We start from the raw sequence: 22,605 nt of genomic DNA, 5'->3' as shown, positions 1-22,605 counted from the left end.
CGGCTCGGGTAGAGACACTGGGGCCTAGAAATTCTGGGCAAGGATCGGAAAACACCAAAACTAAGGAGTACTGTATGGAGCAGCAGGAACTTGAACTCATCGCCGCACATGTTGCCACGGATCCTGAGCTCAAGGCGTTGTGGGAAGAGCATGTGATGTTCGAGAAAATCCTCGAGAAATATGCTGCGAAACCAGCGCTCACTCCTTCCGAGGAAATGGAGATGAAGGAGTATAAGAAGAAAAAGTTGGCAGGAAAGACCAAGATTCAAGAGTTGCTCAAGAAATATAAACGCAAGGAGTAGGGACCATGGTGCGGACCGGCGCCCAAATTCTTTTGGAATGCTTGCAACGGGAAGGCGTGGATCTCATCTTCGGCTTTCCGGGAGGAGCGATCATCGATATCTATGATGAACTCCCCAATCATCCCATTCGGCATATTCTCGTGCGGCATGAGCAGGGCGCTGTCCATGCCGCTGACGGCTATGCGCGGGCGTCGGGCAAGGTCGGTGTATGTTTGGTCACCTCGGGGCCTGGTGCCACCAATACGGTGACCGGCATCGCCACCGCGTACATGGATTCGGTGCCTCTTGTGATCTTTACCGGGCAGGTGCCCACGCAACTCATCGGCAACGACGCCTTTCAGGAAGCCGACATCGTGGGCATCACCCGGCCGTGTACCAAGCACAATTATTTGGTGAAGGATGTGCGGCATCTGGCCTTCACCATCAAGCAGGCCTTCTATCTGGCTCGCACGGGCCGACCAGGGCCGGTGTTGGTGGATCTGCCCAAGGATGTCATTCGCGCCACGGCGGAGTTCCACTACCCGGAGACCATGTCTATGCGCAGCTATAATCCGAGATACTCGCCCAACCGCAAGCAGTTGCGCCGGGCAGCGGAGCTTATTGCTGCGAGCTCGCGGCCTGTGATCTATGCGGGTGGCGGGGTGATTGCTGCTGACGCGGCTGGGGAGCTCACACAGCTTGCCCGGACGCACCACCTGCCGGTGACCACAACGCTCATGGGGCTTGGGGCCTTTCCGGGGACCGATCCTTTGTGGCTCGGCATGTTGGGGATGCACGGGACGTATACCGCCAACATGGCCATCAACAATGCCGATCTCCTCATCTCCATTGGGGCCCGCTTCGACGATCGGGTCACCGGCCGAGTGGATGCCTTTGCGCCGCGGGCCAAGATCATCCATTTTGACATCGATCCCACATCCATCAGTAAGAACGTGATGGTGGACGTGCCCATTGTGGCCGATTGCCGCCAAGGGCTAGTGGGGCTCATGGAGGAGCTGGCCCGCGTTTCCGGCGTCGATTGGCGGGGTAAGCACGCGACCTGGCTTGCGGAGCTTGCGACCATGCAGCGTGAACATCCCCTGACCTATGCCCCAGGTGGCGAGTACATCAAACCGCAATGGGTGGTGGAGAAAATCTACGAGATCACCCAAGGCGAGGCCATCATCGCCACCGAGGTGGGACAGAACCAGATGTGGGCTGCCCAATTTTATCGCTATAACCGGCCGCGTACCTTCTTGTCCTCCGGCGGCCTCGGCACCATGGGCTATGGCTTCCCCGCTGCCATTGGCGCCCAATTGGCCTTCCCCGACCGCTTGGTCATCGACATCGCCGGCGACGGCTCTATTCAGATGAATATCCAGGAGTTGGCCACAGCAGTCAGTTATCAGATCCCGGTGAAGGTGGTCATCTTGAACAATGGCTACCTCGGCATGGTGCGGCAGTGGCAAGAGTTGTTCTATAACAAGAATTATTGCGCCACCTGCTTGCATATCAATCCGGATTTCGTGGCGTTGGCCAAGGCGTACGGCGCTGAGGGGTTCCGGGTGGAACGCGCTGAGGACGTGGAGCCGGTGCTCCGCAAGGCCTTTGACTATCCTGGGCCGGTATTCGTGGATGTGCGGGTCGAACCCGAGGAGAATGTGGCTCCCATGGTGCCTGCAGGCGCGGCGTTGTCGGAAATGCTCTTGGTGTAGGAGGCGGTCATGCGGCATGTGCTCTCGATTTTGGTGGAAAACGAACCCGGCGTGCTCTCTCGTGTGGCCGGACTCTTTAGCGGCCGAGGATTCAATATCGAGTCCCTCAATGTAGGGCCCACGCTGGACCCGACAGTGTCGCATATGACTATTGTCACCATCGGAGATGACCAAATTATTGAGCAAATCATCAAACAGCTCCATAAGATCATCTCTGTGATCAAGGTGGTAGACCTGTCGGAAGAGCAGGCGGTGGAGCGAGAAATTGTCTTGGTCAAAGTCGGTGCTGAAGACTCCAAGCGTGCTGAAGTACTTCGCATTGTCGATATTTTTCGATGCAAAGTCGTTGATGTGAGTGTGGATGAGCTGACCGTGGAAATTACGGGTGATAAGAATAAAATAAAGGCGATCATCACACTTCTTCAGCGATTTGGTATTAAGGAATTTGTGCGCAGCGGACCAATTGCCATGCGTCGTAGCATGCAGCTTGCTGATTAACATCAATAAGGAGTTTTTATGAAGATTTATTATGAGAAAGATGCGGACTTACATATATTGGAGGCCAAAACCGTGGCCATCATTGGCTACGGGAGCCAGGGGCATGCTCATGCCCAGAACTTGCGGGACTCTGGGGTGCGGGTGATCATCGGCCAGCGGCCGGGTGGACCCAATTGGCGCCTTGCTCAGGAGCACGGTTTTGCGCCGGTGAGCGCTGCCGAGGCCGCGGCGCAGGCGGACCTCATCATGATCTTGGTGCAGGACCAGTATCAGCCTCAAGTGTACCAGCAGGAAATCCTGCCGGGGCTTACTGCGGGGAAGACTCTGCTTTTTGGTCATGGATTCAATATTCACTACCACCAGATTGTACCGCCTGCGGACGTGGATGTGGCCATGATCGCTCCTAAAGGACCAGGGCATCTGGTGCGTCGGGAGTTCGAAAAGGGCGGTGGAGTTCCGTGTTTGGTGGCGGTACATCAGGATGCTACCGGCCAGGCCTTGGCGAAGGCCTTGGCGTACGCAGCGGGGATCGGTGGTGCTCGCTCCGGGGTTATCGAAACCACCTTCGCCGAGGAGACGGAGACCGATCTCTTTGGCGAGCAGGCCGTGCTTTGCGGTGGGGTGAGCGAGCTCATCCGCGCAGGCTTCGAGACCTTGGTGGAAGCCGGGTATCAGCCAGAGATTGCCTTTTTCGAGTGTATGCATGAACTCAAACTCATCGTGGATCTGCTCTACGAGGGTGGATTCAAGAAGATGCATCATTCCATCAGTGATACCGCGGAGTTCGGCGACTATTGCACCGGCCCCCGAGTCATCAACGCGGAATCTCGTCAGGCCATGCGCCAGGTATTGCGCGAAATCCAAGATGGGACCTTCGCCCGCAACTGGATCTTGGAGAACAAGGCAGGGTTGCCTTCCTTTTTGGCCAAGCGGCGCCAAGCGCACGAGCATGCCATCGAGCAGGTGGGGGATCGCCTGCGCTCCATGATGAGCTGGCTTGGAAAGTAGGAATGGGCAAAATCCCGCCGTGGGTGTCCCGTGGCGGGATTTTGTTTGCATGGGCGCGATGTTTGCGTTAGGAGCGGTGTAAACGTAGGCACTGCCATGGAAGTTCCCAACACTGAGACGCAGCTCCTCACCAAGGCGTGGAATCTGTTCTCGCAAGAGAATTTTGTCGGCGCCCATGACCTTTGCCTTGCTGGATATGAGCGGGGCTTCCGCAGCTATGATTTGGTGCGGCTGCTCCTCGATAGCCTCAATAAAATGGGGCGTATCAGTGAGCAGGCGGACCTGACTTTGAAAATCTTGGCGGAGAATGCATACCCACCAGCTATCGCCGCCAAACTCTATTTCCGTGCAGGGCTCATCCTTCAGCATCAACACAAGTATGACGAGGCCCGAGAGCTTTTCGAGAAAGTTTTAGCCCTGGATCCGTCTTTCCCGGGTATTGAGCAGCGCATCAAGGCTTTGGCTCCTAAGCCTGCGGTGGCTAGTAGTCGGTACTCGTACCTCGTGGAGCACGGCATCGTTTCTCAAGAGGCCTTGGCTCGGGCCCTCGAATCCAAGGACCCCGACGCGATACTCTTGGGCGAGCTCGGCGTACCGAAGGATGAGCTGGGAGAAAGCCTCGCTCGGTTCTACAAGACGGAGTTCGTTTCCTTCTCGGGAAGTAAGGAACCTCCTTTTGAACTCTTTGAAAAACGACGGCTGGATCCGGAGTTTCTCAAGCGTTTCGGGTGGGTCCCCTTCGAGCAGCAGGGGAACCAAATTGTCGTGCTCATGCTCAATCCCTATGACTTGGGGCGGCTTGACGAGATCCGTTTCATTTATGGGACATCGAGCATCGTGCCTAAAGTCACCCTTGCCCAGGATCTCGAACAGTACATTGACCATTTTTATCGCCAGATCACCGGCGGCGAGGATTTGGCCTCCGCCTTTGATGAGGATGTCTCGGCGGGGGAGGTGGCCCCGGAGGATACTCTTGAGGCAGGACTCTCGGAGCAGGACAGCGAAGTGGTGCGCATGGTCAACGCTCTCTTGGTGGAGGCTTGGCGCAAGAACGTCTCGGATATCCATATCGAGCCCAATCCTTTTAGTCGCTATTGCCTCATTCGTTTCCGCGTGGACGGCACCTGTCACGAGTTTCGCAAGATTCGTCTCGCCTTGGCCCGGCCTATCGTCTCCCGCCTCAAGATCATGGCGCACCTTGATATCGCGGAGCGTCGCCTGCCCCAGGACGGCAAGATCAAGATCAAGCTCCCGGACCGCAATCAGGTGGTGGAGTACCGCATGGCGACCATCCCCACCATCGAGAATCAGGAAGACGTGGTGCTGCGCGTCTTGGCCTCGGGAAAACCGCTGCCTTTGGAGAAGCTCGGGCTGCTGCCTCGCAACCAGACCGCCTTTGAGGCCATGATCCGCAAACCCTATGGCCTGATCTTGGTGGTCGGGCCCACGGGCTCTGGAAAGACCACGACTCTGCACTCGGCGGTGAGCTACATCAACACGCCGGAACGCAAAATCTGGACCGCGGAAGATCCGGTGGAAATCACCCAGGAGGGGCTGCGTCAGGTACAGGTGCAGCCCAAGATCGGGCTGACTTTTGCCGCGGTATTGCGTTCCTTTTTGCGCGCTGATCCGGATGTCATCATGATCGGTGAGATGCGGGACAAGGAAACGGCGCATATCGGCGTGGAGGCCTCGCTCACGGGCCATCTCGTCTTCTCCACGCTGCATACCAACTCAGCGCCGGAGACGGTGACCCGTCTTCTGGACATGGATTTGGACCCCTTCAATTTTGCCGACTCGCTTTTGTGTGTATTGGCGCAGCGCCTGGTGAAGACGTTGTGTCCGAACTGCAAGGAGGCATATCAAGCTTCGGACCGCGAGATTGAGGAACTGCGCATGGAGTTTGGTCCCGGCTTCGATGTCCACGCGGCGGAGTTTCTTGCGTCGGAGCGCACACTCTACCGCAAGGTGGGCTGCGCCCAATGCATGGGCAGTGGCTACAAAGGCCGGGTCGGCATCCACGAGCTCATGTTGAGCTCCGAGGGCATCAAGACCTCCATCAAATATCGGAAGCCTACGGAGGAGATCCGCTCCCAGGCGGTGGCAGACGGCATGCTCTCCCTCAAGCAAGACGGCATTCTCAAGGTGCTTCAAGGTCGCACGGACATTGAACAAGTGCGAGCTGTGGCAGGATGATCCTCTCGGCGAGTCAGTTGCGGGCCATCAAGGAGCGCAATGACGAAGAACTGCGCAAAGGCCGTTATGCCAAGCACGGCTATCCGGCGCATACCATTCAGGATTTGCTCCACACCATCGAGGCCCTGAAAAAAGAAAAAAAGAAATGGCAACATCTGGCCCAGGAGCGCGGCGAGGCCTTGCGGCGCATCCGGGAGCTGACGCGGTGCGTGGAGAAAGGCGTGGCGGATGCGGCGGCTTCTCCCGCAGATACCCTCTGTGCGGGGCTCGTGGACTGAGTTTTTCGTCGGTGCTCAAAACCCGAACCGCCAGGAGAGTCCTGGCGGTTCGCTGGGTACCCAAAGGGCGTGGGCGCGTTAGGCGCTGAAGGCCTTCTCGAAGTTGGGGACCACCTGTTTTTTGCGGGACATGACCCCAGGCAGCCAGGCGCGGCCGTTTTGCGGCTTCACGCCAAAGGCCTTTTCCACCACGGACTCGTCGTCGGAGACGATGAGCATCTCCGAGCCTTCCTTCATGATGTCCGTCAGGAGCAAGAACACAGAGTGGTTGCCTTTTTCCTCTTTGAGCTTCTTGATGTCCGCTTCCAGGTCGGCCTTGACGCCGTCCAGGATGGAGAGGTCCACCACTTCCAACTGGCCGATACCGACCATCTTGCCGCTCATGTTGAAGTCTTTGTAGTCGCGCATGACCAGGTCGCGGGCCGGGGTGCCTTCCACTGCGGACTTGACCTTGAACATGGCCATGCCCAGGGCGCTAAGGTCGCTCTCACCAGCGATCTTGGCCAGTTCTTCTGCGGCCTTTTTGTCCTTGTCGGTGCAGGTGGCGGACTTGAAGATGACGGTGTCGCTCAGGATGGCGCAGAGCATGATGCCGGCGATGGATTTGGGGATCTCCACACCGTAGAAGTCGTACATGGACTTGATCACCGTGGCAGTGCAGCCCACGGGCCAGATCCAGCACTCCAAGGGATTGGGGGTGGTGACGTCACCCAGCTTGTGATGGTCCACGATGCCTAGGATTTCGGCCTGCTTGATGTCATCCGGCAACTGCGCCAGATCCGAAGTATCCACCAGGAAGACCTTCTCGCCGGCGTAGGTGGTCTTGACCGCCGGGGCCGGAACGCCGAACTTTTGCAGGATGAATTTGGTCTCGGGATTCAGTTCGCCCAGGGCAGCCGGGGTGCAGGGAACGCCCAGCTTGGTCTTGAGATCGGCCAGGGCGATGGCGCTGCAGACGGTATCGGAATCAGGGCTCTTGTGACCGAATACGAACACGGACATGGGGTTTCCTCCTCCAAGGTTGAAGTATGAACCAAAACTTTGTTCCAAATATCACAACCTCTCGCGGATGCCAAGCCCCGACAGGGGAGTTTTTTGAAAATCCTTACTTGGGCTCTCCAAGGGCGGGCAGCATACGATGGCACAAGCGGCCAAGCAGGGCGCTCTCGTGGCTGATGACTAGAAGTCCAAGATTTCTTTCCCGAGTGATTTCCAAGAGTTTTTCCCAAATGTGGGCTTGGGTGAGCGGGTCGAGCATGGAGGTCATCTCGTCACAGATCAGATAGCGGACCTGTGGATACAAGGCCCGCGCCAGGCATACCCGTTGGAGTTCTCCGCCCGAGAGTTCGTGGGGGTAGCGACTGAGCCAATGTCTGGAAATAGCGAGACGCTCAAGGAGTTGGGATGGAGGGGAGAACGCTTCATGAAGGATGGCTTTGATGGTCCAACGGGGGTTCACCGCCAGTTCGGGGTGCTGGAAGAGGAGCTGGACTGGAGTGGGGCCGCGCTGAGGCAGTGGAGCGCTGTCCACTGAGATGGTCCCTTCCGTAGGGCAGAGGAATCCAGAGAGCACCATACCCAAGGTCGATTTGCCTTGGCCGCTGGGTCCGGCAAGACCAACGATTTCTCCTGGATGGATCTTCAGGTCGTATCCACGAAAGAGCCATGGACCGTTGGGGTAGTGGAAACCGAGGTTGATGCCTTTAAGCATGGCGCCAGCACCGGACCCATCCAGCCCCCATGGGCCGCATGGGAGGGATTTCGTGATGACAGGAGTCGAAGGCATGGGGGCAGGAATCCGTCAAAAAGCACCCTGTTGGGTCGGTAGAAAGGGTGCTTGCGGCCCGAAAATCTCGGGAAGGCAGGGCGGCGAGGAGTGCTTGCGAGTAGGGATGGTGCGGGGCGCCGGTTGCAAACACGGCGGCAGGGCCGTCTTCGAGGGTCATGCCTGCGCAAAAGACCACGATGCGGTCTGCCACTGGGAGGACGGCCTCGATGTCGTGGGTGATGACCATGACGGCTCTGTTCTGGTCCGCCAGTTGGCGCAGGATGGCGAGGCTTTCTTGCGCGGTTTCCGGGTCAAGGCCGTTGGTCGGCTCGTCGGCCAAAATGAGCTCCGCGCCGCCCATGGTGGCAAGTGCGGTGAGTACTCGCCGGGCCATTCCGCCCGAAAGCTGAAAGGGAAACCGCTTGGCTACCGTGGGAGCCAACGAGAATCGCTCAAGGGCATCGAAGACGGCATGCCGAGGAGAGGGGTGTCCGTCTCGGCGTGCTGCTCGGGCCAATTGGTCGCCTACCCGTCGCAGCGGATTGAGGGCGCTTACCGATTGGGGAATGAGGGTCATGTGGCGGCCGCGGAGGCGGCGAATTTCATCAGGTGTAAGGTTGCGACCATGAAAGAGGATGGTCCCTGAGAGGGTAGCATTGCTGGGCAAGAGCCCGAGTATGGCATGGGCGAGGAGGCTTTTGCCAGCCCCGGATTGGCCGATGACGGCCACGAGTTCGCCTGCTTCGATCCGAAGATCTAGCGAGCGGACGGCGCAGATGGATTTCTCGGGATCCCGGGGCGAGCGGAATCGAACCGCCAGGTGGTGTACCTGGAGCATGCGGGCGTTATCCTTGGGAAATGCGTGGGTTGAGGATTTCTCGAAGGCTATTGCCCAAGAGGTCGAACATCATCACGGTCGCCATCAGTATCGCTCCTGGGGCGACGGCGAGCCACCAGAGGCCCAAGGAGAGATAGCGCATGGATTCCGCCAGGAGTGCGCCGATGGCAGGGGTGTGCGGGGACATGCCAAAACCGAGAAAGGTGAGTGCTGCTGCATGGAGGATGGCATGGGGGAAGAGGAGCACGAGGCCTACGAGAAATTGCGGGAGCACATGGGGAAGGATGTGGCGGGTAGCAATGAAAAAGGTGCTTTTGCCGAATTTGGAAGAGAGGCGGACAAAGTGGGCCGTGCGTACTTGGAGCACTTCGGCACGGATGACGCGAGTCAATGCGGGCCAATGGGTGGCGGCCACCGCAATGATGACCCCTTTGGCTCCGCCTCCGCAGGCAAAGGCAATCAAGATGAGCAGTACCATGTGCGGCGTGGCGATGGTCACATCGACCAGCCAGGTGATCACGGTGTCTCCCGTGCGCCCCAGAGTCGCGGCCGAGACCCCCAGTACCAAGGCGAGCAGGGCAGAAGCGAGGGCTGCGGAAAGCCCAATTCCGAGGCTTGTGCGCAGCCCTTGAAGCGTCCGGGCCAGCACGTCCCTGCCGAGCCAATCGGTCCCAAAAGGATACGCAATGCTTGGAGCGCTGTTGCGTATTTCTAACCGAGTGATTTCTCCCCGCTCCCCCATGGCCCAAGCCAACAGAAGCACTGCCGCAAAAAAGAGCAGGCTTGCCCCAATGGCAAGTCCGAGACGGGTGTGGGGATTTGCGAAAATTTTCATAACCAACCTCGGCGCTGGCGCATGCGGGGGTCTATGAGGAGATAGATTAGGTCTGCCAGGGTATTGCCGATAAACACGAAGATCGTTGTGTATAGGGCGATGCCGAGAAGGAGCGGGATATCGCCCCGATAGCCGGCTTCTACGGTAGCTTTACCAAGCCCAGGGTAGGCAAATACCTGTTCGGCCAAAATGGCGCCTCCAAAGAGTTCCCCCATGGAGGCAAATTGGAGGGTAATGGCAGGAAGTGCAAGGTTACGGAGGGCATGATGGATGGCAATTCCCCATTCGCGCTCTCCCAAGGCGCGGGCAAAGAGGGCGTAGTCACTGTGCATGGCTTCCACGGTTTTTTCTCGGGTATGGAGGGCGATGGGGGCAATGCCCACGAGAGTCAGGGTAGCGGCTGGGAGCATGAGATGATGGAGGCGTTGAAGCAACGTCGCTTCTTCCGGTGTGCTTCCTACGGGCCAGGCGCAGCAAATGGGCGCCCAACCGAGATATATGGAAAAAAACGTGAGCATGAGCATCCCTATCCAGAAGGTCGGGGCAGATGCGACGATATAGGCGTAGAGTCGGATGCTGTAATCCAATAGAGAATCTCGGTGCACTCCAGCCACGATGCCCAGGCTAAAACCAAGCACCCCCGAGCAGGTCCAGGCAATGGCTATGAGCCACGACGACGTGGCGAAGCGTTTGCCAATGACTGCGCGCACCGGTTCGTTATAGATAGTCGAAATCCCGAGATCCCCTTGGGCGACGTTGTGGACCCAACGGGTCAGGCGCTCCAGCGGTGGCTGATGAAGCCCCCAGCGTTGGGCGATCACCTCGCGCTGGTGTGGGGATATCCGCATGATGGCTGGCCCGAGGTAGGCGTCAATAGGATCTACCGGAGAAAAACACATCAGAGTATACGAAAGTATCGCCACTGCACCGATCAAAAGTAATAGGCGAATGATCTTTCGTACTACGAAGTATAGTAGAGAAATGGTGAAATCCATGGCAGCGTTTGAATTTTTCTCGCTGCCATGGATATTCTCTACTTGCATGTCCATTTCCATTCATGAATATTCGCTGTGATCGGCCATCCATGGCCATGGGGCTCCATTTGAGATTTTCCAATATCCAGACATTCATTGATAAAATAGGTATGGTCCAAATTGACCATCCATGCCCAGGCAGCATCTCCTTGTGTGGAAAATCCAGTGGTTCCATCCCACTGCGCTTTCTGCCAAAATGGGATGGATTCTTCAAAAGAAGCTGATCCTTTTGCCTGATCGAGATAACTATCTACAGTAGGATTGGAATAAAATCCTGCATTCCAGTACATTGGCTCTGGTCCTGGAGTATGGTAGAGCTTGTACATTTCTAGTGGGCTGTGATCTCCAAATCCGTACACTACCACATTGGTATGGGTGAGCTGGGTCTTGATGCGATCCCAATTATCTCCATGGGGAATGGCCTGAATCCCAATAGGTTTGAGCATATCCGCCACTGCAAGGGCAAGACCCTGGCGTAGAGAATCTTTGGCATTGTAGACAATGGTGAATTGCGCTTTGCGGCCATTTTTTTCGCGAATGCCATCGCCGTCATGATCCACCCAACCTGCTGTCTCCAGGATGGCCTTGGCTTTCTCCTGGTCATTGTCCTGGAAGCGGATGGCGGGGTTGTCCCAGGGCAGGTCGTCGGCGACGCCAAAGGCGGGGCGGCCAAAGCCGTTGAGCACGCCGTCCACCAATGCCTTGCGGTTGATGGCGTAGTTGACGGCCTTGCGGATGGCCACGTCCGCAGTGACGGTATTGCCCACCGGCACCCCGTTGGGGGTGGTTTTGCCTTCGTCGGGTACCGTGGGAAACATGAGGCCACGGTTGTCTACGCTTTTGACCACGTGCAGACGCATGCCGGGCAGCTGTTGCCGCGCCAAGCTCGAAGGCAGACTCAGCACATCCACTTGGCCAGCTCGGGCAGCGGCAAGGGCGGCGTCTTCATCGGCAAAGAGGAACACCAAGCGGCCAATGGCGGGCTTGGGGCCGTAGTAGTACGGGTTGGCCTCCACGATCATCTGCTGCCCTTCATCCCAGCGCACCAATTTGTATGGCCCAGAGCCAATCGGGTTTCTCCCATATTCTGGGCCGTAATGTTTTTCCGGGACGATGCCCAGGCCAATGAGATGTTGGATAAAGGTAATGTCTGGGCGTTTGAGTTTGAGGACGACAGTGGTGTCATTGACGGCCGTGGCAGACTCCAACGGACTGACGTCGATTTTTCCCCCTGCCTCCAGGGCCTTGGAGAAGGTGAAGGCGACGTCCTTGGCCGTGAGGGGACTGCCGTCGGAAAAACGTGCGTTAGGACGGATGGTGATGGTCCAGGTCACACGGTCAGGGGCAAGATTCCAGGACTGCGCCAAGTCTGGAACGATGTTGAGATCGGCATCGCGCCGAAGCAGAGTGCTTTGAAAGAGGGGATTACCATAACTTCCCCACCCCAACAGGGGATCATACCCTTCGGCATTTTCCCCACCTACAGCGAGCACAAGAGAGTCCTTGGCCGCCTGGGCTCCTGGAGGCAGCGCGAGGGACATGGAGAGAAACAAACCCAAACAAGATGTTACCAAAAAGCGTAATTTTCGCAACATACCGCCCTCCTTTTGCATACCTAATAAAATTTAGTATGAAGAAAGGATAATGTTTTGTCAATAAACACGCGCAAAAGAGCATGTTTTTCAAAAATATAGTAAATTAAGATAATTGTATTGCGGCGGCAGCCATCACGAGACCCGCGGCTGCGGTGGCCAGGGCGCGGTGGGTGCGTAGAGAGAGGACGCCGCCCATGAAGGCTGGAGCCAGAAGCACCGGCCAGGATACCGGCGTGGGGGGAAGCGAGAAAAGTCCGAGAATTCGCAGCCCGATGCCCATGACGAGGGCGCAGGCGAGAAAAAGTGCCCAGCCGAGGACCCATTGCTCGGCTACGGCGCGGAAGACGATGGAATCGGGGTTGAAGAAGATCATCCGGGAGCGGCGGTTGGTATCGGCAAGACGCATCATGGCGCTGTCTTGGCGTTTGCGGGAGAAGAGTTCGATTCCTGCCGCTCCGTGGGCGCACATGGCGGATCCAAGAAGGACGGCCAAGGCGAGGAACATGGATGGATGCGGAATATGGCGCAGGGTGGCTGCGGCGAGGGTGAAGGCCAGAAGGCCGTTGGGGGGGACGTACGCGCCGGCAGGGAAGAGATCGAGCCAGAGGAGCTCGAAGAAGATCCCAATGGGGATGACCGAGGCATCGGCCGTGGCTGCGCCCCAGAGCAGGGCTGCGGCTATTGGTCGGTGCAGGAGCGAAGTGTCAATACAAAAGCGCGAGAGATTGAGAAGGGCAAAAAAAAAGCGCTGATCATGAGGGTCGGCCAATGGGGATCGAAACTCATAAAAGCACCGTGACGGATTTTCCCGGCACGCACCGGAAATCGAGTTCTACGCCGTGGTTGTGCAAGAAGATCAGGCATGAGCGATCCTCTTCCGACACGCACACATGGGCGCAGAGTTGCTGTTTCCCGGGGCCGTCGTGAAGGTTGCCGATGTTGACGCTGTGGATGCGGCAGCCGCTGGTGTAGGCGAGTCGGGCGTCCGCACAAGAGGCGAAGAGCACCATGATGTGGGGATCCGCGGCCTGATTTCGCAGCCCGTCGAGGACAGAGGCCAGTTCCGCAACCCGGCAGCAGAGAAAGGTCACGTCATGGGGGATGGCGAGCCGCATGATTTCTTGGCGTAAAGGATCTGCCGTCACATCATCGTTGGCCACCACGAGGATGCTCGCCCCCACATAAGGCATCCATGCTTCGATGACCTGGCCGTGTACCAGGCGGTTATCGATACGAAACCAGAGCATTATTCTGAAACCTTGCGCCGGAGGACCTCGCCGGCCACCAGGATCCCCTGTTTGCCGGCGGACTTTGCTTCCAAGGCCACTTGGTGCAATGCCCCCGAACGGCTGGTGAGCGCCTTGAGGAGCAGGGGCAGATTGACTCCCGAGACGACTTCCACTTTCCCCTGGAGCAGCAGTGACAGGCTGAGGTTCGATGGTGTGCCGCCGAACATGTCCGTGAGAATGAGTACTCCACTGCCGTGGTCGAGGTGGCGGACAGCATTTTTGATGTCTTCAAGGATTGCATCCATGGGGCGGGAGTCATCTACTGCCACCACGGCACATCCTCCTTGAGGACCGAGGATGGTTTGGGCGGCATCGAGAAGATGTTCGCCAAAGGCGCCATGGGTGACCAGCAGCACACCGATCATGATTCCTCCTTGGGGAAAAGCCCCGCATGGACAGTGGTGCGACTACCTCTTCTCCTGCGCTATGGCAATGTCCAATGCCGGTGCTCCACAGTGACGGTGCGGCCTTGGGCGCGGAAATGGGCGGCCACGCGCTCCGCCACTGCCACCGAGCGATGCCGTCCTCCAGTGCACCCCAGTGCCAGGGTGAAGCGAAAGCGTCCTTCGGCCTCGAGGAGTGGAATGATGGTGTCGAGAAAATCCATGAACTTGGGAAGAAATGCTTGCCCGGCAGGGGTGTCGAGTACGTAGCTGGCCACCTCGGGGTCCTGCCCGGTGCCTGGCCGCAGGGACGGCTCGAAGTAGGGATTGGGCAGAAAGCGTACGTCCACAATGGTATCCGCCTCCGCGGGTACGGCGTGTTTGAAGCCAAAGGTGATGAGGTGCAGCCGCATGCCTTGGGGCGCGGCGCTCAGCGTTTCCCAGCGGCTTTGGATGGCACGGCGCAGGTCATGGATAGAATACTGGGTGGTGTCGATGACCAGGTGCGCGCCCTCGCGGATGGTCGCAAGGAGTGCGCGTTCGGTTTCAATGGCCTGCTCAAGACCCGCAGTGGCGCTGCCGAGCGGATGGGGGCGCCGCGTGGTGGCATAGCGCCGCAACAATGCCGGCGTAGAGGCTTCGAGAAAAAGCACCGTGGGGGCAGGATGCAGCTGGCTGAGGATGTCCTGCCATTGTTGGGCGAGGGTAGGCTGCCGCAAATCCATGCCCACGGCTAGCCCGGCATAGGCGTCCGCGGAAGAGCGGAAAAAGAGATCCACGAGATCGGGGGCCATGGCTGCCGGCAGGTTGTCCACGCAAAAAAGTCCCATATCCTCGAGGATGTTGAGAGCTGTGCTCTTTCCAGATCCAGAAAGTCCGGAAACGATGACCAAGGGTTTGGTGGCTGCGGGAGAGGTCATAGATTTCAGGCAAGCGGGAAGGAGGTCATGAGTGCAAAAAGCTGGGAAGGCGGGGCGCTGAGGAAACTTTGACGGAAGCCCGCATCCCGCAAGAGGCGCGCCAAGGATGCCAGTACCTTGAGGTGCATTCCTGCTCCGCTCATGGGGGCGAGCACCAGGGCAATGATGTGTACCGGTTTGTGATCGACGCTGTCGAAATCCACGCCGTGGGTGCTCCGGCCGACGACAACGACCATGCGGTCGAGCCCCTCCACTTTACCGTGGGGAATGGCGATGCCGTCGCCGATGGCCGTGGACCCGAGCCGTTCCCGTTCCAAAAGAATTTGGACCACGGCATCCAGGGATATGCTTGGAAAATACGCTATGACCGGTTTCACGAGTTCGGCCAGGACCTCGGTCTTGGTCCTGGCCGAAAGTTCAGGAAGGATATGATCTGGGTGGAGAAATTCGGAAAATTGCATGATTAGATGCCTGGATCGATGAGCCCGAACCCACCACTATTTCTGCGGTATACCACATTGATGCGTTCGGTTTCGGCGTTGAGGAAGACGAGGAAAGTATCTTCTGTTGTTTCCAGTTGGAGCGCAGCCTCCGAAACAGTCATGGGTTTGGGATCGAAGTGGTCACTGCTTTCCACCACCGTGCGTGCATTGCCCTCGGATTGTTCCAAACGGAGCACATCCATGCGCACCGGTGCGTTTTTGCGGCGTTCTTTGCTCTTATCGCGGATCTTGCGCATCTGGGCTTCCAATTTGTCCCAAACCAAATCCACCGTGGCATACATATCGTTACTTTCTTCTTGGGCAGAGAGATGGATGTCTTTGCCCAGAAGGATGACTTCAGCAATGTGACGGTATTTTTCCACTTCAAGATTGACCTGAAGTTCCGTATCGCCCCGGTCTCCGATATATTTGACAAGCTTTTGGAATCGATCTCGGGCATATTTGCGCAAGTGGTCCGATGGTTCGAAGTTTTTGAAGTTGAAAACGATGTTCATAACAACCTCCTTGCGTTCGGTTAGGTCAAGGGACCAATTAGAGAATCTGCCTTCTGCGAGAGGAAGACTCGATTCCCAGTACTGCACGGTATTTGGCCACAGTCCTCCGGGCGATGTTGATGTCCAAGCGCTCTTTGAGCACTGCGGCAATCTTCTCGTCGCTGAGCGGGTGCGCGGGATCCTCTTCGCTGACCAATTGCTTGATGATGGCCTTGACGCTTTCGGAGCCCACCTCAGAGCCGTCATCCACGGAGAGCCCGGAATTGAAGAAAAATTTCAGTTCGAACACCCCGTGTGGGGTTGCTACGTATTTGTTGCTGGTAATGCGGCTCACCGTGGATTCGTGCATGCCAATATCCTCGGCCACATCCTTGAGCACCAGAGGCTTGAGTTTGGTCACACCGTGGCGGAAAAAGTCTTGCTGGAAGCGCACGATGCTCTCCATAACTTTATAGAGCGTTTTTTGGCGCTGTTGCAAGCTTTTTAAAAGCCATTGTGCGGATCGAGCCTTTTCTTGAATGTAGTCTCTATCGGGGCCTTGACCCCCTTGGAGCAAGGACTCGTAGTGGGAGCTGATCTGCAGGCGGGGGAGCCCTTCTTCGTTGAGCAGCACCACGAATTCGCCGTTGCACTCGTGCACGAAGACGTCCGGGCTGACGTATACCGTGGCTTCGCTCCCAAAGCTCGCACCCGGCAGAGGTTCCAGGCTTTGGATGATATCCAGGTAGGCGCGCAGGTCTTCCAGCTCGATTTTCAACTTTCGCGCCAGTGGTTTGAAACGCTTGCGTTCGATGTCTTCCAGATGATCGCGCACCAAGGCGATGAGAATGGGATCGTCCTGGCCCAGCACCTCGAGTTGCACCAGCAGGCATTCCTGGAGCGAGCGGGCCGCGACACCCACCGGGTCCATGCGCTGGATGCGGGCGAGCACCGCCTCGATGGCCTCGCGCTGGGCGCCGGTCTGCTCCATGAGATCTTCCATGGTGGCCGTGAGGTAGCCGCGGGAGTCGAGGTTGCCGATGATGGCCTCGCCAATGGCTTGGCTGGCCTCGTCGAGGTCGGAGAGCCGCAATTGCCAAAGCAGGTGGCCTTCCAGGGAGGGTTTGCCGGAGACCCGTCCTTCCCAGGGGGTCATTTCTTCCTGGAGTTCGGCTTCCTTATTGTGTTGCTTACTGGTGCTCGCAAAGTCACCCAAATAGGTTTCCCAATCGGCGTTACGCAGCAGGTCTCGTTCGTTGCAGGACAGGGCCGCTGTGGCGAGTTCCGGGGGAGCGGGAGGGATGTCTTCCGTGGCCTCGGGTATGGGGTGGTCCGTGGCTTCTTCTAAAACCGGATTTTCCAAAAGTTCCTGCTGAATAGCCTCCAGAAGCTCCAGGCGAGAAAGCTGGAGGAGCTTGATGGCTTGCTGGAGCTGGGGGGTCATCACCAGCTGTTGGGTCAATTTCAGATTCTGCCGCAGTTCCAATCCCATAGACGTTTCCTCTGCATGGAGGGGATGCCCTCGTGATGCTCGCCTTCTGCCATAGAAGGTCGGGCCTGACAATCTCTTGATTTTTTCTGGGATTTCTTCTTGGGCTACAAAGAGAAACTTTCGCCCAAATATACGGAGCGGGCCATGGGACTGGCGACGATGTCGCTGGGGGTGCCGGAGAGCACCACGCGGCCGTCGTGCACCAAGTAGGCGCGGGTGCAGATGGCGAGGGTTTCGCGCACGTTATGGTCTGAAATGAGGATGCCGATGCCCCGTTGGCGCAAGTTGTCGATGATGCCTTGAATATCGGCCACCGCCAAGGGATCGATGCCTGCAAAGGGTTCGTCGAGCAGCAAGAATTGGGGCTTACGGATGAGGGCCCGGGCGATTTCCAGGCGCCGGCGCTCACCTCCAGAAAGAAACGACGCCGGCTGGTCCGCCAGGCGGAGGATCCCCAGTTCGTCCAGCAGGCGCTGGGCCGTGCGCTCTTGCTCGGGCCGCGGAAGGCCGGTGTACTCGAGAACGATGCGCAGGTTGTCCATCACGGAAAGATTGCGAAATACCGAGCTTTCCTGCGGCAGATAGGAAAGACCGAGAAGGGCGCGGCGGTGGAGCGGCAGGTGGGTGATGTCGTGCTGATCCAGGGTCACTGTACCGGCGCAAGGGGCGGTGAGGCCGGCGAGCATGTAGAACGTGGTGGTTTTGCCCGCCCCATTGGGGCCGAGCACGCCGACGATCTCTCCAGGCTGCACCTCCAGGTCAATGCCCCGGACCACCTCCCGCCGGCGGTAGCGTTTCACGAGTCCCACTCCCACAAGGCTCATGGCTTTTTCTCCAATCCAGGGATGGCCTTGGGGGCAAGAAAGATGGCCTCCACCCGCTGCTTGGCGCCGCCGCGCACCTCGCTTTTGCCGTCCTTGAGGTACAAGATGATGACCTCGCCGCGGATACTGTTTTTGCCTTCGCGCACCTCGGGGTCTCCTTCCAGGGTGACGGTTTCGGTGCGGGCGTCGAAGGTGGCGCGTTTGCCCGTGCCGCTGCGGTTTTGGGTGGTCTGGATGCGCACGTTGCCTTCGGCGACGATGGACCGCACTTTGCCTTGGGGGGCTGTGGCCGTGGCTTGAGCAGTTCCTTCTTCGAGGTGCACAGTGACCGTGTCGGCCCAGAGTTCCATGTCTTCGTGGGTGGCGTGGACAGTGCCGCGAAAGACGATCCGGCCAGCTTTTTGGAGATATTCCATGGAATCGGCGCGAATGGCCACAGGTTGCTCTTCTTGGGCGGAAGCAGCCAGGAGTGGAGGGGCCAGAAAGAGACAAAAAACGATGAGGATAGGCAACATGGTCATTTCCTAGCAGGGTGGAAGACAGCCTGCACACCGCCGATGGCAGTGATGCGCTCTTCGGAAAGAAATACCTGGACTTCTGGAGCGTCGAGGTCAAGGCGTGGACCACGCATCTGCACAGCTCCGGTCAAGACGAGGCGGGAATCCGCCTCGCTATAGCGCATGCTCTGAGCGCGTATAGTGTGATCTTGCACCTGGGCCGTGAGATTGCCCGTGAGTTCCGCTTCGCCGCGTTTTTGCCATACTAGACCCTGGAGAGCCGAAGCAGTGACGGGCCCGTGTGGGCTGAAATACTGGATGTGGGGCGCGGTGACCCGCAAAATGTCCGTGGATTGATCATAACTCGCTTGCTGACCTTGCAATTCCCAAAGGATGCTGCCGTTTTGGCCGTGAGTGAGGTGAGGATCGGTCAGTTGGAGTGTGGCTTGGAGCGGCGGCAGAGAGGGCGCAGGCTCAGGAGACCACAGGTTTCGGGCGATCCACGCGCCGCCCATGGCGGCGATGATACCTCCAGCGAGGAGGATCACCCACCAGATCAGCCGTTGGTCCAATGGGCGCATATGGATTCCCAATGTCCTTGAGCGCGGAGGATCAGTTCCACGGCGTCGCGCACTGCGCCGTTGCCTCCACCATGGGGCGTGACCCACAGGGCTTGGTCCAGGATCTCCGGCCGGGCGTTGGCGACGGCCAAGGGGAGGCCTACCGCCCGCATAGGGGCAAGATCCACGAGGTCGTCGCCCAGGTAGGCCGCCTGCTCCAGGCTCAGGTTCTCGTCGGCCAAGATGCGGGAGAGCGAGTCCATTTTATGAGGAAATCCCGGGTAGTAATGGGGGATTCCCAGTTCGGTCACCCGGGCGCGCACCGCTGCGGAGTCCAGCCCCGTGATCACTGCGAGTTGCAGTCCTCCGTGGAGCGCCATTTTCATACCCAGACCGTCGTGGACGTGGAAGCGTTTTTGGATGTGGCCGTGGGCGTCGTAATAGAGTCCGCCATCGGTGAGGACGCCGTCCACGTCAAGGACGAGGAGCCGAACTTTGCGCGCTGCCTCCGCCACATGGGCAGGAATTTCAAAGGAGTGGGGCATGAGGGAGGTTCCACAAGACTTGAATTTCCCGAAGCAGGGGCTCGAGCGCGGCAAGGGGCCAGGAATTGGGACCGTCGCACAGGGCCCGCTCGGGTTCGGGATGCGTTTCCAAAAAGAGGCCCTGGCATCCGCAAGCCGCTGCGGCGCGGGCGAGGCAGGGCACGAAGCGGCGGTCTCCGCCGGAGCAGGTCCCTTGGCCGCCCGGCAGCTGCACCGAGTGGGTGGCGTCAAAGACCACCGGATAGCCGTGGCTCGCCAGGATGGGCAGGGAGCGGAAATCCACCACGAGGTTATTGTAGCCAAAGGATGTCCCCCGCTCGGTGAGCCAGATGCGCGTGCCGCCGGCAGCCTCGATTTTGGCCACTGCGCCGGCCATATCCCAGGGCGCCACAAACTGGCCTTTTTTGACATTGACGATACGCCCGGTTTTTGCCGCAGCTTGGAGGAGGTCTGTCTGGCGGCAGAGAAACGCCGGGATTTGGAGGACGTCCGCCACCTCCGCCACCGGGGCGGCCTGACTGGGCTCGTGGATGTCCGTGAGGATGGGAAGCCCGGTGCGTTCCTTGATCTGGGCAAGCCATTGGAGGCCGAGCGCAAGGCCGGGGCCGCGAAAGCTCGTTTCGGCGCTGCGGTTGGCCTTGTCAAAGGAGCTTTTGAAAATCACCGGGAGGTTCAGCGCTGCTCCCACCTGAGCCACGTGCTGGGCGACTTCTAGGGCGAGCTCAAGGCTCTCCAAGGCGCATGGCCCGGCAATGACAAAATGGCAGTGGCGGAGTTTGTGGAAGAGGTCCATGGGCTACGCCCCGCGTTGGTAGGCCAGGGCCGCGGCGATGAAGTCCCGGAAAAGCGGATGCGGCTGCATGGGCGTGGAGGTGAACTCCGGATGGAATTGGCAGCCGAGGAACCAGGGGTGGTCGCGCAATTCCACGATTTCCACCAAGGTTTCATCCGGAGAGGTGCCGCTGATGACGAGCCCTGCCGCTTCTAGGCGTTCTTGATAGGCGGTGTTGAACTCGTAGCGGTGGCGGTGGCGCTCCCACACCTCTTCGGCCTTGTAGGCGGCGTGCGCCAGCGTGCCTGGGCGCATGCGGCAGGGGTAGGCGCCAAGGCGCATGGTGCCGCCCTTGTCGCAGCCAGGATCCCGGTACTGCATGCAGCCGGAGCGGAAGTCGTACCACTCGCGCATGAGGTAGATGACGGGATCCGGGGTGAGGGGATCAAACTCTTCGGAATTGGCCTGAGCAAGCCCGAGGACGTTGCGGGCATACTCGATGACGGCGCATTGCATCCCTAAGCAGATGCCAAAGAATGGAATGCCCTGGGTGCGCGCATACGTGATGGCCTGGATTTTTCCTTCCACACCGCGGGTGCCAAAGCCGCCGGGCACGAGGATGCCATGGACTTGGCGCAAAAGCGAAGGAGCGGTTTCCGCGGTGACGGTCTCGGAGTTGATGTAGCGGAAGCGGACCCGTGCATGGTTGGCGACTCCGCCGTGGGTGAGGGCCTCGTGGAGGCTCTTGTATGCCTCTTTGAGGTCCACGTACTTGCCCACCACCGCAATTTCCACTTCGTGCTGCGGGTGATGCAGGGTGTGGACGAGCGTACGCCATGGCTCCAGATTGGGGTTTTTGGCTGCCAGGCGCAGCAGGATGGCGATTTTTTGATCCACCCCTTCTTCGTAGAGCATGAGGGGGAGCTCGTAGATGTGGTTGACGTCGATGGCGGTAAAGACGGCGTCTTTGTCCACATTACAAAATAGGGCGATTTTGTTTTTGATGTCTTCGGAAAGTTCCACCTCGGAGCGGCAGAGGATGATGTCCGGCTGGATGCCGAGGCTGCGCAATTCCTTGACCGAGTGCTGGGTGGGTTTGGTTTTGACCTCGCCTGCGGCCTTGATGAAGGGCACGAGGGTGAGGTGGATGTAGAGTACGTTGTCTTTGCCCAAGTCCGCCCGTAACTGCCGGATGGCCTCAAGAAACGGCAATCCTTCGATGTCGCCTACGGTGCCGCCGATCTCCACGATGACCAGGTCCATGGCATCACTGGCGAGGCTCAAAATTGCGTTTTTGATTTCATCGGTGATGTGCGGGATGACCTGGACTGTGCCGCCGAGATAGTCCCCCCGGCGCTCTTTGGTGATGACCGAGTGGTAGATGCGGCCTGAGGTGTAGTTGTTGTTCTGGCCCAGATGGATGCCCAGATAGCGTTCGTAGTGGCCAAGATCCAGGTCCGTTTCCGCGCCGTCGTCGGTGACGTAGACCTCACCGTGCTGGAACGGATTCATGGTGCCAGGGTCGACGTTGATATAGGGGTCGAGCTTTTGGATGGTGACCCGAAGCCCCCGGGCCTTGAGCAATGCCGCGATGGAGGCCGCTGCCAGGCCTTTGCCCAACGAGGAGAGCACGCCGCCGGTGACGAAGAGAAACTTGGTGGTCATGAAAACCTCATGCGCTGTCGTGAATGGGTGGTTCAAGAAAAATGGGCCACCTGCGGCAGCCCGGGAACCATCTTTCATGGTCTTTGGGGACCTAGAGGGCAGCGTGGTTTTTGTCAATCAGCCCCTACCTTCCTGTAAGCGCCAGTAAAAATTCGCCGGGGTTTCTTTTCCATCACTTCCGGATCCGGTGGGTTGAGCGGTGTCCCCATGGGGGCAACTCCAGTCGCCCTCCGGGCTCCTTGCGTTGCCCCATCCCTGGGCCTCGGTCACGATTCTGAATCCATGACATATACATGCCTTCCCCTACCCGCCCTACACTCATTTCTCAATGGGAAGGTGTCTCACTCTCATTGGCATAGAGGGATGGTCTTCCAGGTAGAGGCCGGTGAAGAGGGCGCGGTTTGCCGCAAAGGCCTCGGCTAACGTGTCGAGAAACAAGGATTTGCCGAAGCGCCGCGGCCGGGAGAGGAAGTAGTAGCCCCCTTCACGAGCGAGTTTGGCCACGAAGGGGGTCTTGTCTACGTAGTAGCAATGTTCCTGGCGGATCTTGGCAAAGGTCTGGATGCCGATGGGCAGTTTCTTGCGGAGCATGGCGACCTCAATGGGGTGATAACCTGATCAAGGTTTTCTTCCTCT

The 22,605-nt window shown here is 58.5% G+C and carries 26 protein-coding genes; 6 read left to right on the top strand and 20 right to left on the bottom strand.

Annotation, left to right across the window (positions count from 1 at the left end):
• Nucleotides 1-74: 74 nt before the first annotated feature.
• The 6 genes from QMF81_RS08105 to QMF81_RS08080 all read left to right on the top strand — a co-directional run bounded on the left by QMF81_RS08105 (nt 75) and on the right by QMF81_RS08080 (nt 5,976).
• Complete coding sequence (locus QMF81_RS08105; protein ID WP_281750296.1) at nt 75-302, top strand: DUF465 domain-containing protein; 228 nt, start codon at nt 75-77, stop codon at nt 300-302.
• A 5-nt stretch (nt 303-307) separates the two neighbouring features.
• Nucleotides 308-1,996 carry a biosynthetic-type acetolactate synthase large subunit gene (ilvB, locus tag QMF81_RS08100; RefSeq protein WP_281750294.1) on the top strand — a complete coding sequence of 563 codons (1,689 nt, stop codon included), beginning with the start codon at nt 308-310 and terminating at the stop codon, nt 1,994-1,996.
• 9 nt (nt 1,997-2,005) lie between these two features.
• The gene (ilvN, locus tag QMF81_RS08095; RefSeq protein WP_281750292.1) at nt 2,006-2,494 is read left to right on the top strand and encodes an acetolactate synthase small subunit; all 489 of its coding nucleotides are present in this window, start codon (nt 2,006-2,008) and stop codon (nt 2,492-2,494) included.
• A gap of 18 nt (nt 2,495-2,512) precedes the next feature.
• On the top strand, nt 2,513-3,502 hold the full coding sequence (gene ilvC, locus QMF81_RS08090) for a ketol-acid reductoisomerase (protein ID WP_281750290.1): 990 nt from the start codon (nt 2,513-2,515) through the stop codon (nt 3,500-3,502).
• Nucleotides 3,503-3,598: 96 nt separating this feature from the next.
• Complete coding sequence (locus QMF81_RS08085) at nt 3,599-5,698, top strand: ATPase, T2SS/T4P/T4SS family (RefSeq protein ID WP_281750289.1); 2,100 nt, start codon at nt 3,599-3,601, stop codon at nt 5,696-5,698.
• Nucleotides 5,695-5,976: a hypothetical protein gene (locus QMF81_RS08080; protein ID WP_281750288.1), complete on the top strand. Its 282-nt coding sequence runs from the start codon at nt 5,695-5,697 to the stop codon at nt 5,974-5,976. Before QMF81_RS08085 ends, QMF81_RS08080 begins: the two co-directional genes overlap by 4 nt.
• Before the next feature lie 78 nt (nt 5,977-6,054).
• Here QMF81_RS08080 and QMF81_RS08075 read toward each other — a convergent pair whose 3' ends face one another.
• From QMF81_RS08075 to QMF81_RS07980, 20 genes are all read right to left on the bottom strand, one after another.
• The gene (locus tag QMF81_RS08075) at nt 6,055-6,978 is read right to left on the bottom strand and encodes a manganese-dependent inorganic pyrophosphatase (RefSeq protein WP_281750287.1); all 924 of its coding nucleotides are present in this window, start codon (nt 6,976-6,978) and stop codon (nt 6,055-6,057) included.
• Between the two features lie 103 nt (nt 6,979-7,081).
• Nucleotides 7,082-7,687, bottom strand: a complete 606-nt coding sequence (locus tag QMF81_RS08070) for an ATP-binding cassette domain-containing protein (protein ID WP_281750286.1) — start codon at nt 7,685-7,687, stop codon at nt 7,082-7,084.
• Nucleotides 7,680-8,582, bottom strand: a complete 903-nt coding sequence (locus QMF81_RS08065; protein ID WP_281750285.1) for an ABC transporter ATP-binding protein — start codon at nt 8,580-8,582, stop codon at nt 7,680-7,682. Before QMF81_RS08065 ends, QMF81_RS08070 begins: the two co-directional genes overlap by 8 nt.
• 7 nt (nt 8,583-8,589) lie before the next feature.
• Nucleotides 8,590-9,417, bottom strand: a complete 828-nt coding sequence (locus QMF81_RS08060) for an ABC transporter permease (protein WP_281750282.1) — start codon at nt 9,415-9,417, stop codon at nt 8,590-8,592.
• Nucleotides 9,414-10,412 carry an ABC transporter permease gene (locus QMF81_RS08055; RefSeq protein WP_281750280.1) on the bottom strand — a complete coding sequence of 333 codons (999 nt, stop codon included), beginning with the start codon at nt 10,410-10,412 and terminating at the stop codon, nt 9,414-9,416. Before QMF81_RS08055 ends, QMF81_RS08060 begins: the two co-directional genes overlap by 4 nt.
• A 38-nt stretch (nt 10,413-10,450) precedes the next feature.
• On the bottom strand, nt 10,451-11,992 hold the full coding sequence (locus QMF81_RS08050) for an ABC transporter substrate-binding protein (protein WP_281750278.1): 1,542 nt from the start codon (nt 11,990-11,992) through the stop codon (nt 10,451-10,453).
• Between the two features lie 157 nt (nt 11,993-12,149).
• Complete coding sequence (locus QMF81_RS08045) at nt 12,150-12,815, bottom strand: PTS sugar transporter subunit IIC (protein WP_281750277.1); 666 nt, start codon at nt 12,813-12,815, stop codon at nt 12,150-12,152.
• 13 nt (nt 12,816-12,828) lie between these two features.
• On the bottom strand, nt 12,829-13,293 hold the full coding sequence (locus QMF81_RS08040) for a PTS sugar transporter subunit IIB (RefSeq protein ID WP_281750275.1): 465 nt from the start codon (nt 13,291-13,293) through the stop codon (nt 12,829-12,831).
• Complete coding sequence (locus tag QMF81_RS08035; protein ID WP_281750274.1) at nt 13,293-13,700, bottom strand: PTS sugar transporter subunit IIA; 408 nt, start codon at nt 13,698-13,700, stop codon at nt 13,293-13,295. The genes QMF81_RS08040 and QMF81_RS08035 overlap by 1 nt, the downstream gene beginning before the upstream one ends.
• Before the next feature lie 59 nt (nt 13,701-13,759).
• A complete protein-coding gene (gene rapZ, locus QMF81_RS08030; protein WP_281750273.1) occupies nt 13,760-14,638 on the bottom strand; it encodes an RNase adapter RapZ in 879 nt (292 codons plus the stop codon).
• 5 nt (nt 14,639-14,643) lie between these two features.
• Complete coding sequence (locus tag QMF81_RS08025) at nt 14,644-15,099, bottom strand: PTS sugar transporter subunit IIA (RefSeq protein WP_281750272.1); 456 nt, start codon at nt 15,097-15,099, stop codon at nt 14,644-14,646.
• 2 nt (nt 15,100-15,101) lie between these two features.
• Nucleotides 15,102-15,635 (bottom strand): ribosome-associated translation inhibitor RaiA, encoded by a 534-nt coding sequence (gene raiA / locus QMF81_RS08020; protein ID WP_281750271.1) that lies wholly within the window; start codon nt 15,633-15,635, stop codon nt 15,102-15,104.
• Between the two features lie 37 nt (nt 15,636-15,672).
• Nucleotides 15,673-17,106, bottom strand: coding sequence for an RNA polymerase factor sigma-54 (gene rpoN, locus QMF81_RS08015; RefSeq protein ID WP_281750270.1), 1,434 nt, complete (start codon nt 17,104-17,106; stop codon nt 15,673-15,675).
• A 104-nt stretch (nt 17,107-17,210) separates the two neighbouring features.
• Nucleotides 17,211-17,930, bottom strand: a complete 720-nt coding sequence (gene lptB / locus QMF81_RS08010) for an LPS export ABC transporter ATP-binding protein (protein WP_281750269.1) — start codon at nt 17,928-17,930, stop codon at nt 17,211-17,213.
• Nucleotides 17,927-18,451, bottom strand: coding sequence for a lipopolysaccharide transport periplasmic protein LptA (gene lptA / locus QMF81_RS08005; RefSeq protein WP_281750264.1), 525 nt, complete (start codon nt 18,449-18,451; stop codon nt 17,927-17,929). Before lptA ends, lptB begins: the two co-directional genes overlap by 4 nt.
• Complete coding sequence (lptC, locus tag QMF81_RS08000) at nt 18,448-19,008, bottom strand: LPS export ABC transporter periplasmic protein LptC (protein ID WP_281750263.1); 561 nt, start codon at nt 19,006-19,008, stop codon at nt 18,448-18,450. The genes lptA and lptC overlap by 4 nt, the downstream gene beginning before the upstream one ends.
• Nucleotides 18,984-19,532 carry an HAD hydrolase family protein gene (locus tag QMF81_RS07995; protein WP_281750262.1) on the bottom strand — a complete coding sequence of 183 codons (549 nt, stop codon included), beginning with the start codon at nt 19,530-19,532 and terminating at the stop codon, nt 18,984-18,986. Before QMF81_RS07995 ends, lptC begins: the two co-directional genes overlap by 25 nt.
• A complete protein-coding gene (kdsA, locus tag QMF81_RS07990; RefSeq protein WP_281750261.1) occupies nt 19,516-20,325 on the bottom strand; it encodes a 3-deoxy-8-phosphooctulonate synthase in 810 nt (269 codons plus the stop codon). The genes QMF81_RS07995 and kdsA overlap by 17 nt, the downstream gene beginning before the upstream one ends.
• A gap of 3 nt (nt 20,326-20,328) precedes the next feature.
• On the bottom strand, nt 20,329-21,969 hold the full coding sequence (locus tag QMF81_RS07985) for a CTP synthase (RefSeq protein ID WP_281750259.1): 1,641 nt from the start codon (nt 21,967-21,969) through the stop codon (nt 20,329-20,331).
• Nucleotides 21,970-22,287: 318 nt separating this feature from the next.
• Nucleotides 22,288-22,560 carry an AAA family ATPase gene (locus QMF81_RS07980; RefSeq protein WP_281750257.1) on the bottom strand — a complete coding sequence of 91 codons (273 nt, stop codon included), beginning with the start codon at nt 22,558-22,560 and terminating at the stop codon, nt 22,288-22,290.
• Between the last annotated feature and the right edge of the window lie 45 nt (nt 22,561-22,605).

Source organism: Thermodesulfomicrobium sp. WS (genome assembly GCF_027925145.1).
Taxonomy (GTDB): Bacteria; Desulfobacterota; Desulfovibrionia; order Desulfovibrionales; family Desulfomicrobiaceae; genus Thermodesulfomicrobium.
Note: the sequence above shows the minus strand (reverse complement) of the source record. Positions and strands in the feature narration are given on the sequence as shown.

Coding starts and splice junctions, on each gene's coding strand:
- rapZ (WP_281750273.1), bottom strand. CDS start 14,638: ATGACCTCTCCCGCAGCCACCAAACCCTTGGTCATCGTTTCCGGACTT.
- raiA (WP_281750271.1), bottom strand. CDS start 15,635: ATGAACATCGTTTTCAACTTCAAAAACTTCGAACCATCGGACCACTTG.
- kdsA (WP_281750261.1), bottom strand. CDS start 20,325: ATGGACCTCTTCCACAAACTCCGCCACTGCCATTTTGTCATTGCCGGG.
- QMF81_RS08050 (WP_281750278.1), bottom strand. CDS start 11,992: ATGTCCCTCGCGCTGCCTCCAGGAGCCCAGGCGGCCAAGGACTCTCTT.
- ilvN (WP_281750292.1), top strand. CDS start 2,006: ATGCGGCATGTGCTCTCGATTTTGGTGGAAAACGAACCCGGCGTGCTC.
- QMF81_RS08070 (WP_281750286.1), bottom strand. CDS start 7,687: ATGCTTAAAGGCATCAACCTCGGTTTCCACTACCCCAACGGTCCATGG.
- QMF81_RS08075 (WP_281750287.1), bottom strand. CDS start 6,978: ATGTCCGTGTTCGTATTCGGTCACAAGAGCCCTGATTCCGATACCGTC.
- QMF81_RS08060 (WP_281750282.1), bottom strand. CDS start 9,417: ATGAAAATTTTCGCAAATCCCCACACCCGTCTCGGACTTGCCATTGGG.
- ilvC (WP_281750290.1), top strand. CDS start 2,513: ATGAAGATTTATTATGAGAAAGATGCGGACTTACATATATTGGAGGCC.
- QMF81_RS08085 (WP_281750289.1), top strand. CDS start 3,599: ATGGAAGTTCCCAACACTGAGACGCAGCTCCTCACCAAGGCGTGGAAT.
- QMF81_RS07980 (WP_281750257.1), bottom strand. CDS start 22,560: ATGCTCCGCAAGAAACTGCCCATCGGCATCCAGACCTTTGCCAAGATC.
- QMF81_RS08080 (WP_281750288.1), top strand. CDS start 5,695: ATGATCCTCTCGGCGAGTCAGTTGCGGGCCATCAAGGAGCGCAATGAC.
- QMF81_RS08105 (WP_281750296.1), top strand. CDS start 75: ATGGAGCAGCAGGAACTTGAACTCATCGCCGCACATGTTGCCACGGAT.
- QMF81_RS08040 (WP_281750275.1), bottom strand. CDS start 13,293: ATGCTCTGGTTTCGTATCGATAACCGCCTGGTACACGGCCAGGTCATC.
- QMF81_RS08035 (WP_281750274.1), bottom strand. CDS start 13,700: ATGATCGGTGTGCTGCTGGTCACCCATGGCGCCTTTGGCGAACATCTT.
- lptB (WP_281750269.1), bottom strand. CDS start 17,930: ATGAGCCTTGTGGGAGTGGGACTCGTGAAACGCTACCGCCGGCGGGAG.
- QMF81_RS08065 (WP_281750285.1), bottom strand. CDS start 8,582: ATGCTCCAGGTACACCACCTGGCGGTTCGATTCCGCTCGCCCCGGGAT.
- ilvB (WP_281750294.1), top strand. CDS start 308: ATGGTGCGGACCGGCGCCCAAATTCTTTTGGAATGCTTGCAACGGGAA.
- lptC (WP_281750263.1), bottom strand. CDS start 19,008: ATGCGCCCATTGGACCAACGGCTGATCTGGTGGGTGATCCTCCTCGCT.
- rpoN (WP_281750270.1), bottom strand. CDS start 17,106: ATGGGATTGGAACTGCGGCAGAATCTGAAATTGACCCAACAGCTGGTG.
- QMF81_RS08055 (WP_281750280.1), bottom strand. CDS start 10,412: ATGGATTTCACCATTTCTCTACTATACTTCGTAGTACGAAAGATCATT.
- QMF81_RS07985 (WP_281750259.1), bottom strand. CDS start 21,969: ATGACCACCAAGTTTCTCTTCGTCACCGGCGGCGTGCTCTCCTCGTTG.
- lptA (WP_281750264.1), bottom strand. CDS start 18,451: ATGACCATGTTGCCTATCCTCATCGTTTTTTGTCTCTTTCTGGCCCCT.
- QMF81_RS07995 (WP_281750262.1), bottom strand. CDS start 19,532: ATGCCCCACTCCTTTGAAATTCCTGCCCATGTGGCGGAGGCAGCGCGC.
- QMF81_RS08025 (WP_281750272.1), bottom strand. CDS start 15,099: ATGCAATTTTCCGAATTTCTCCACCCAGATCATATCCTTCCTGAACTT.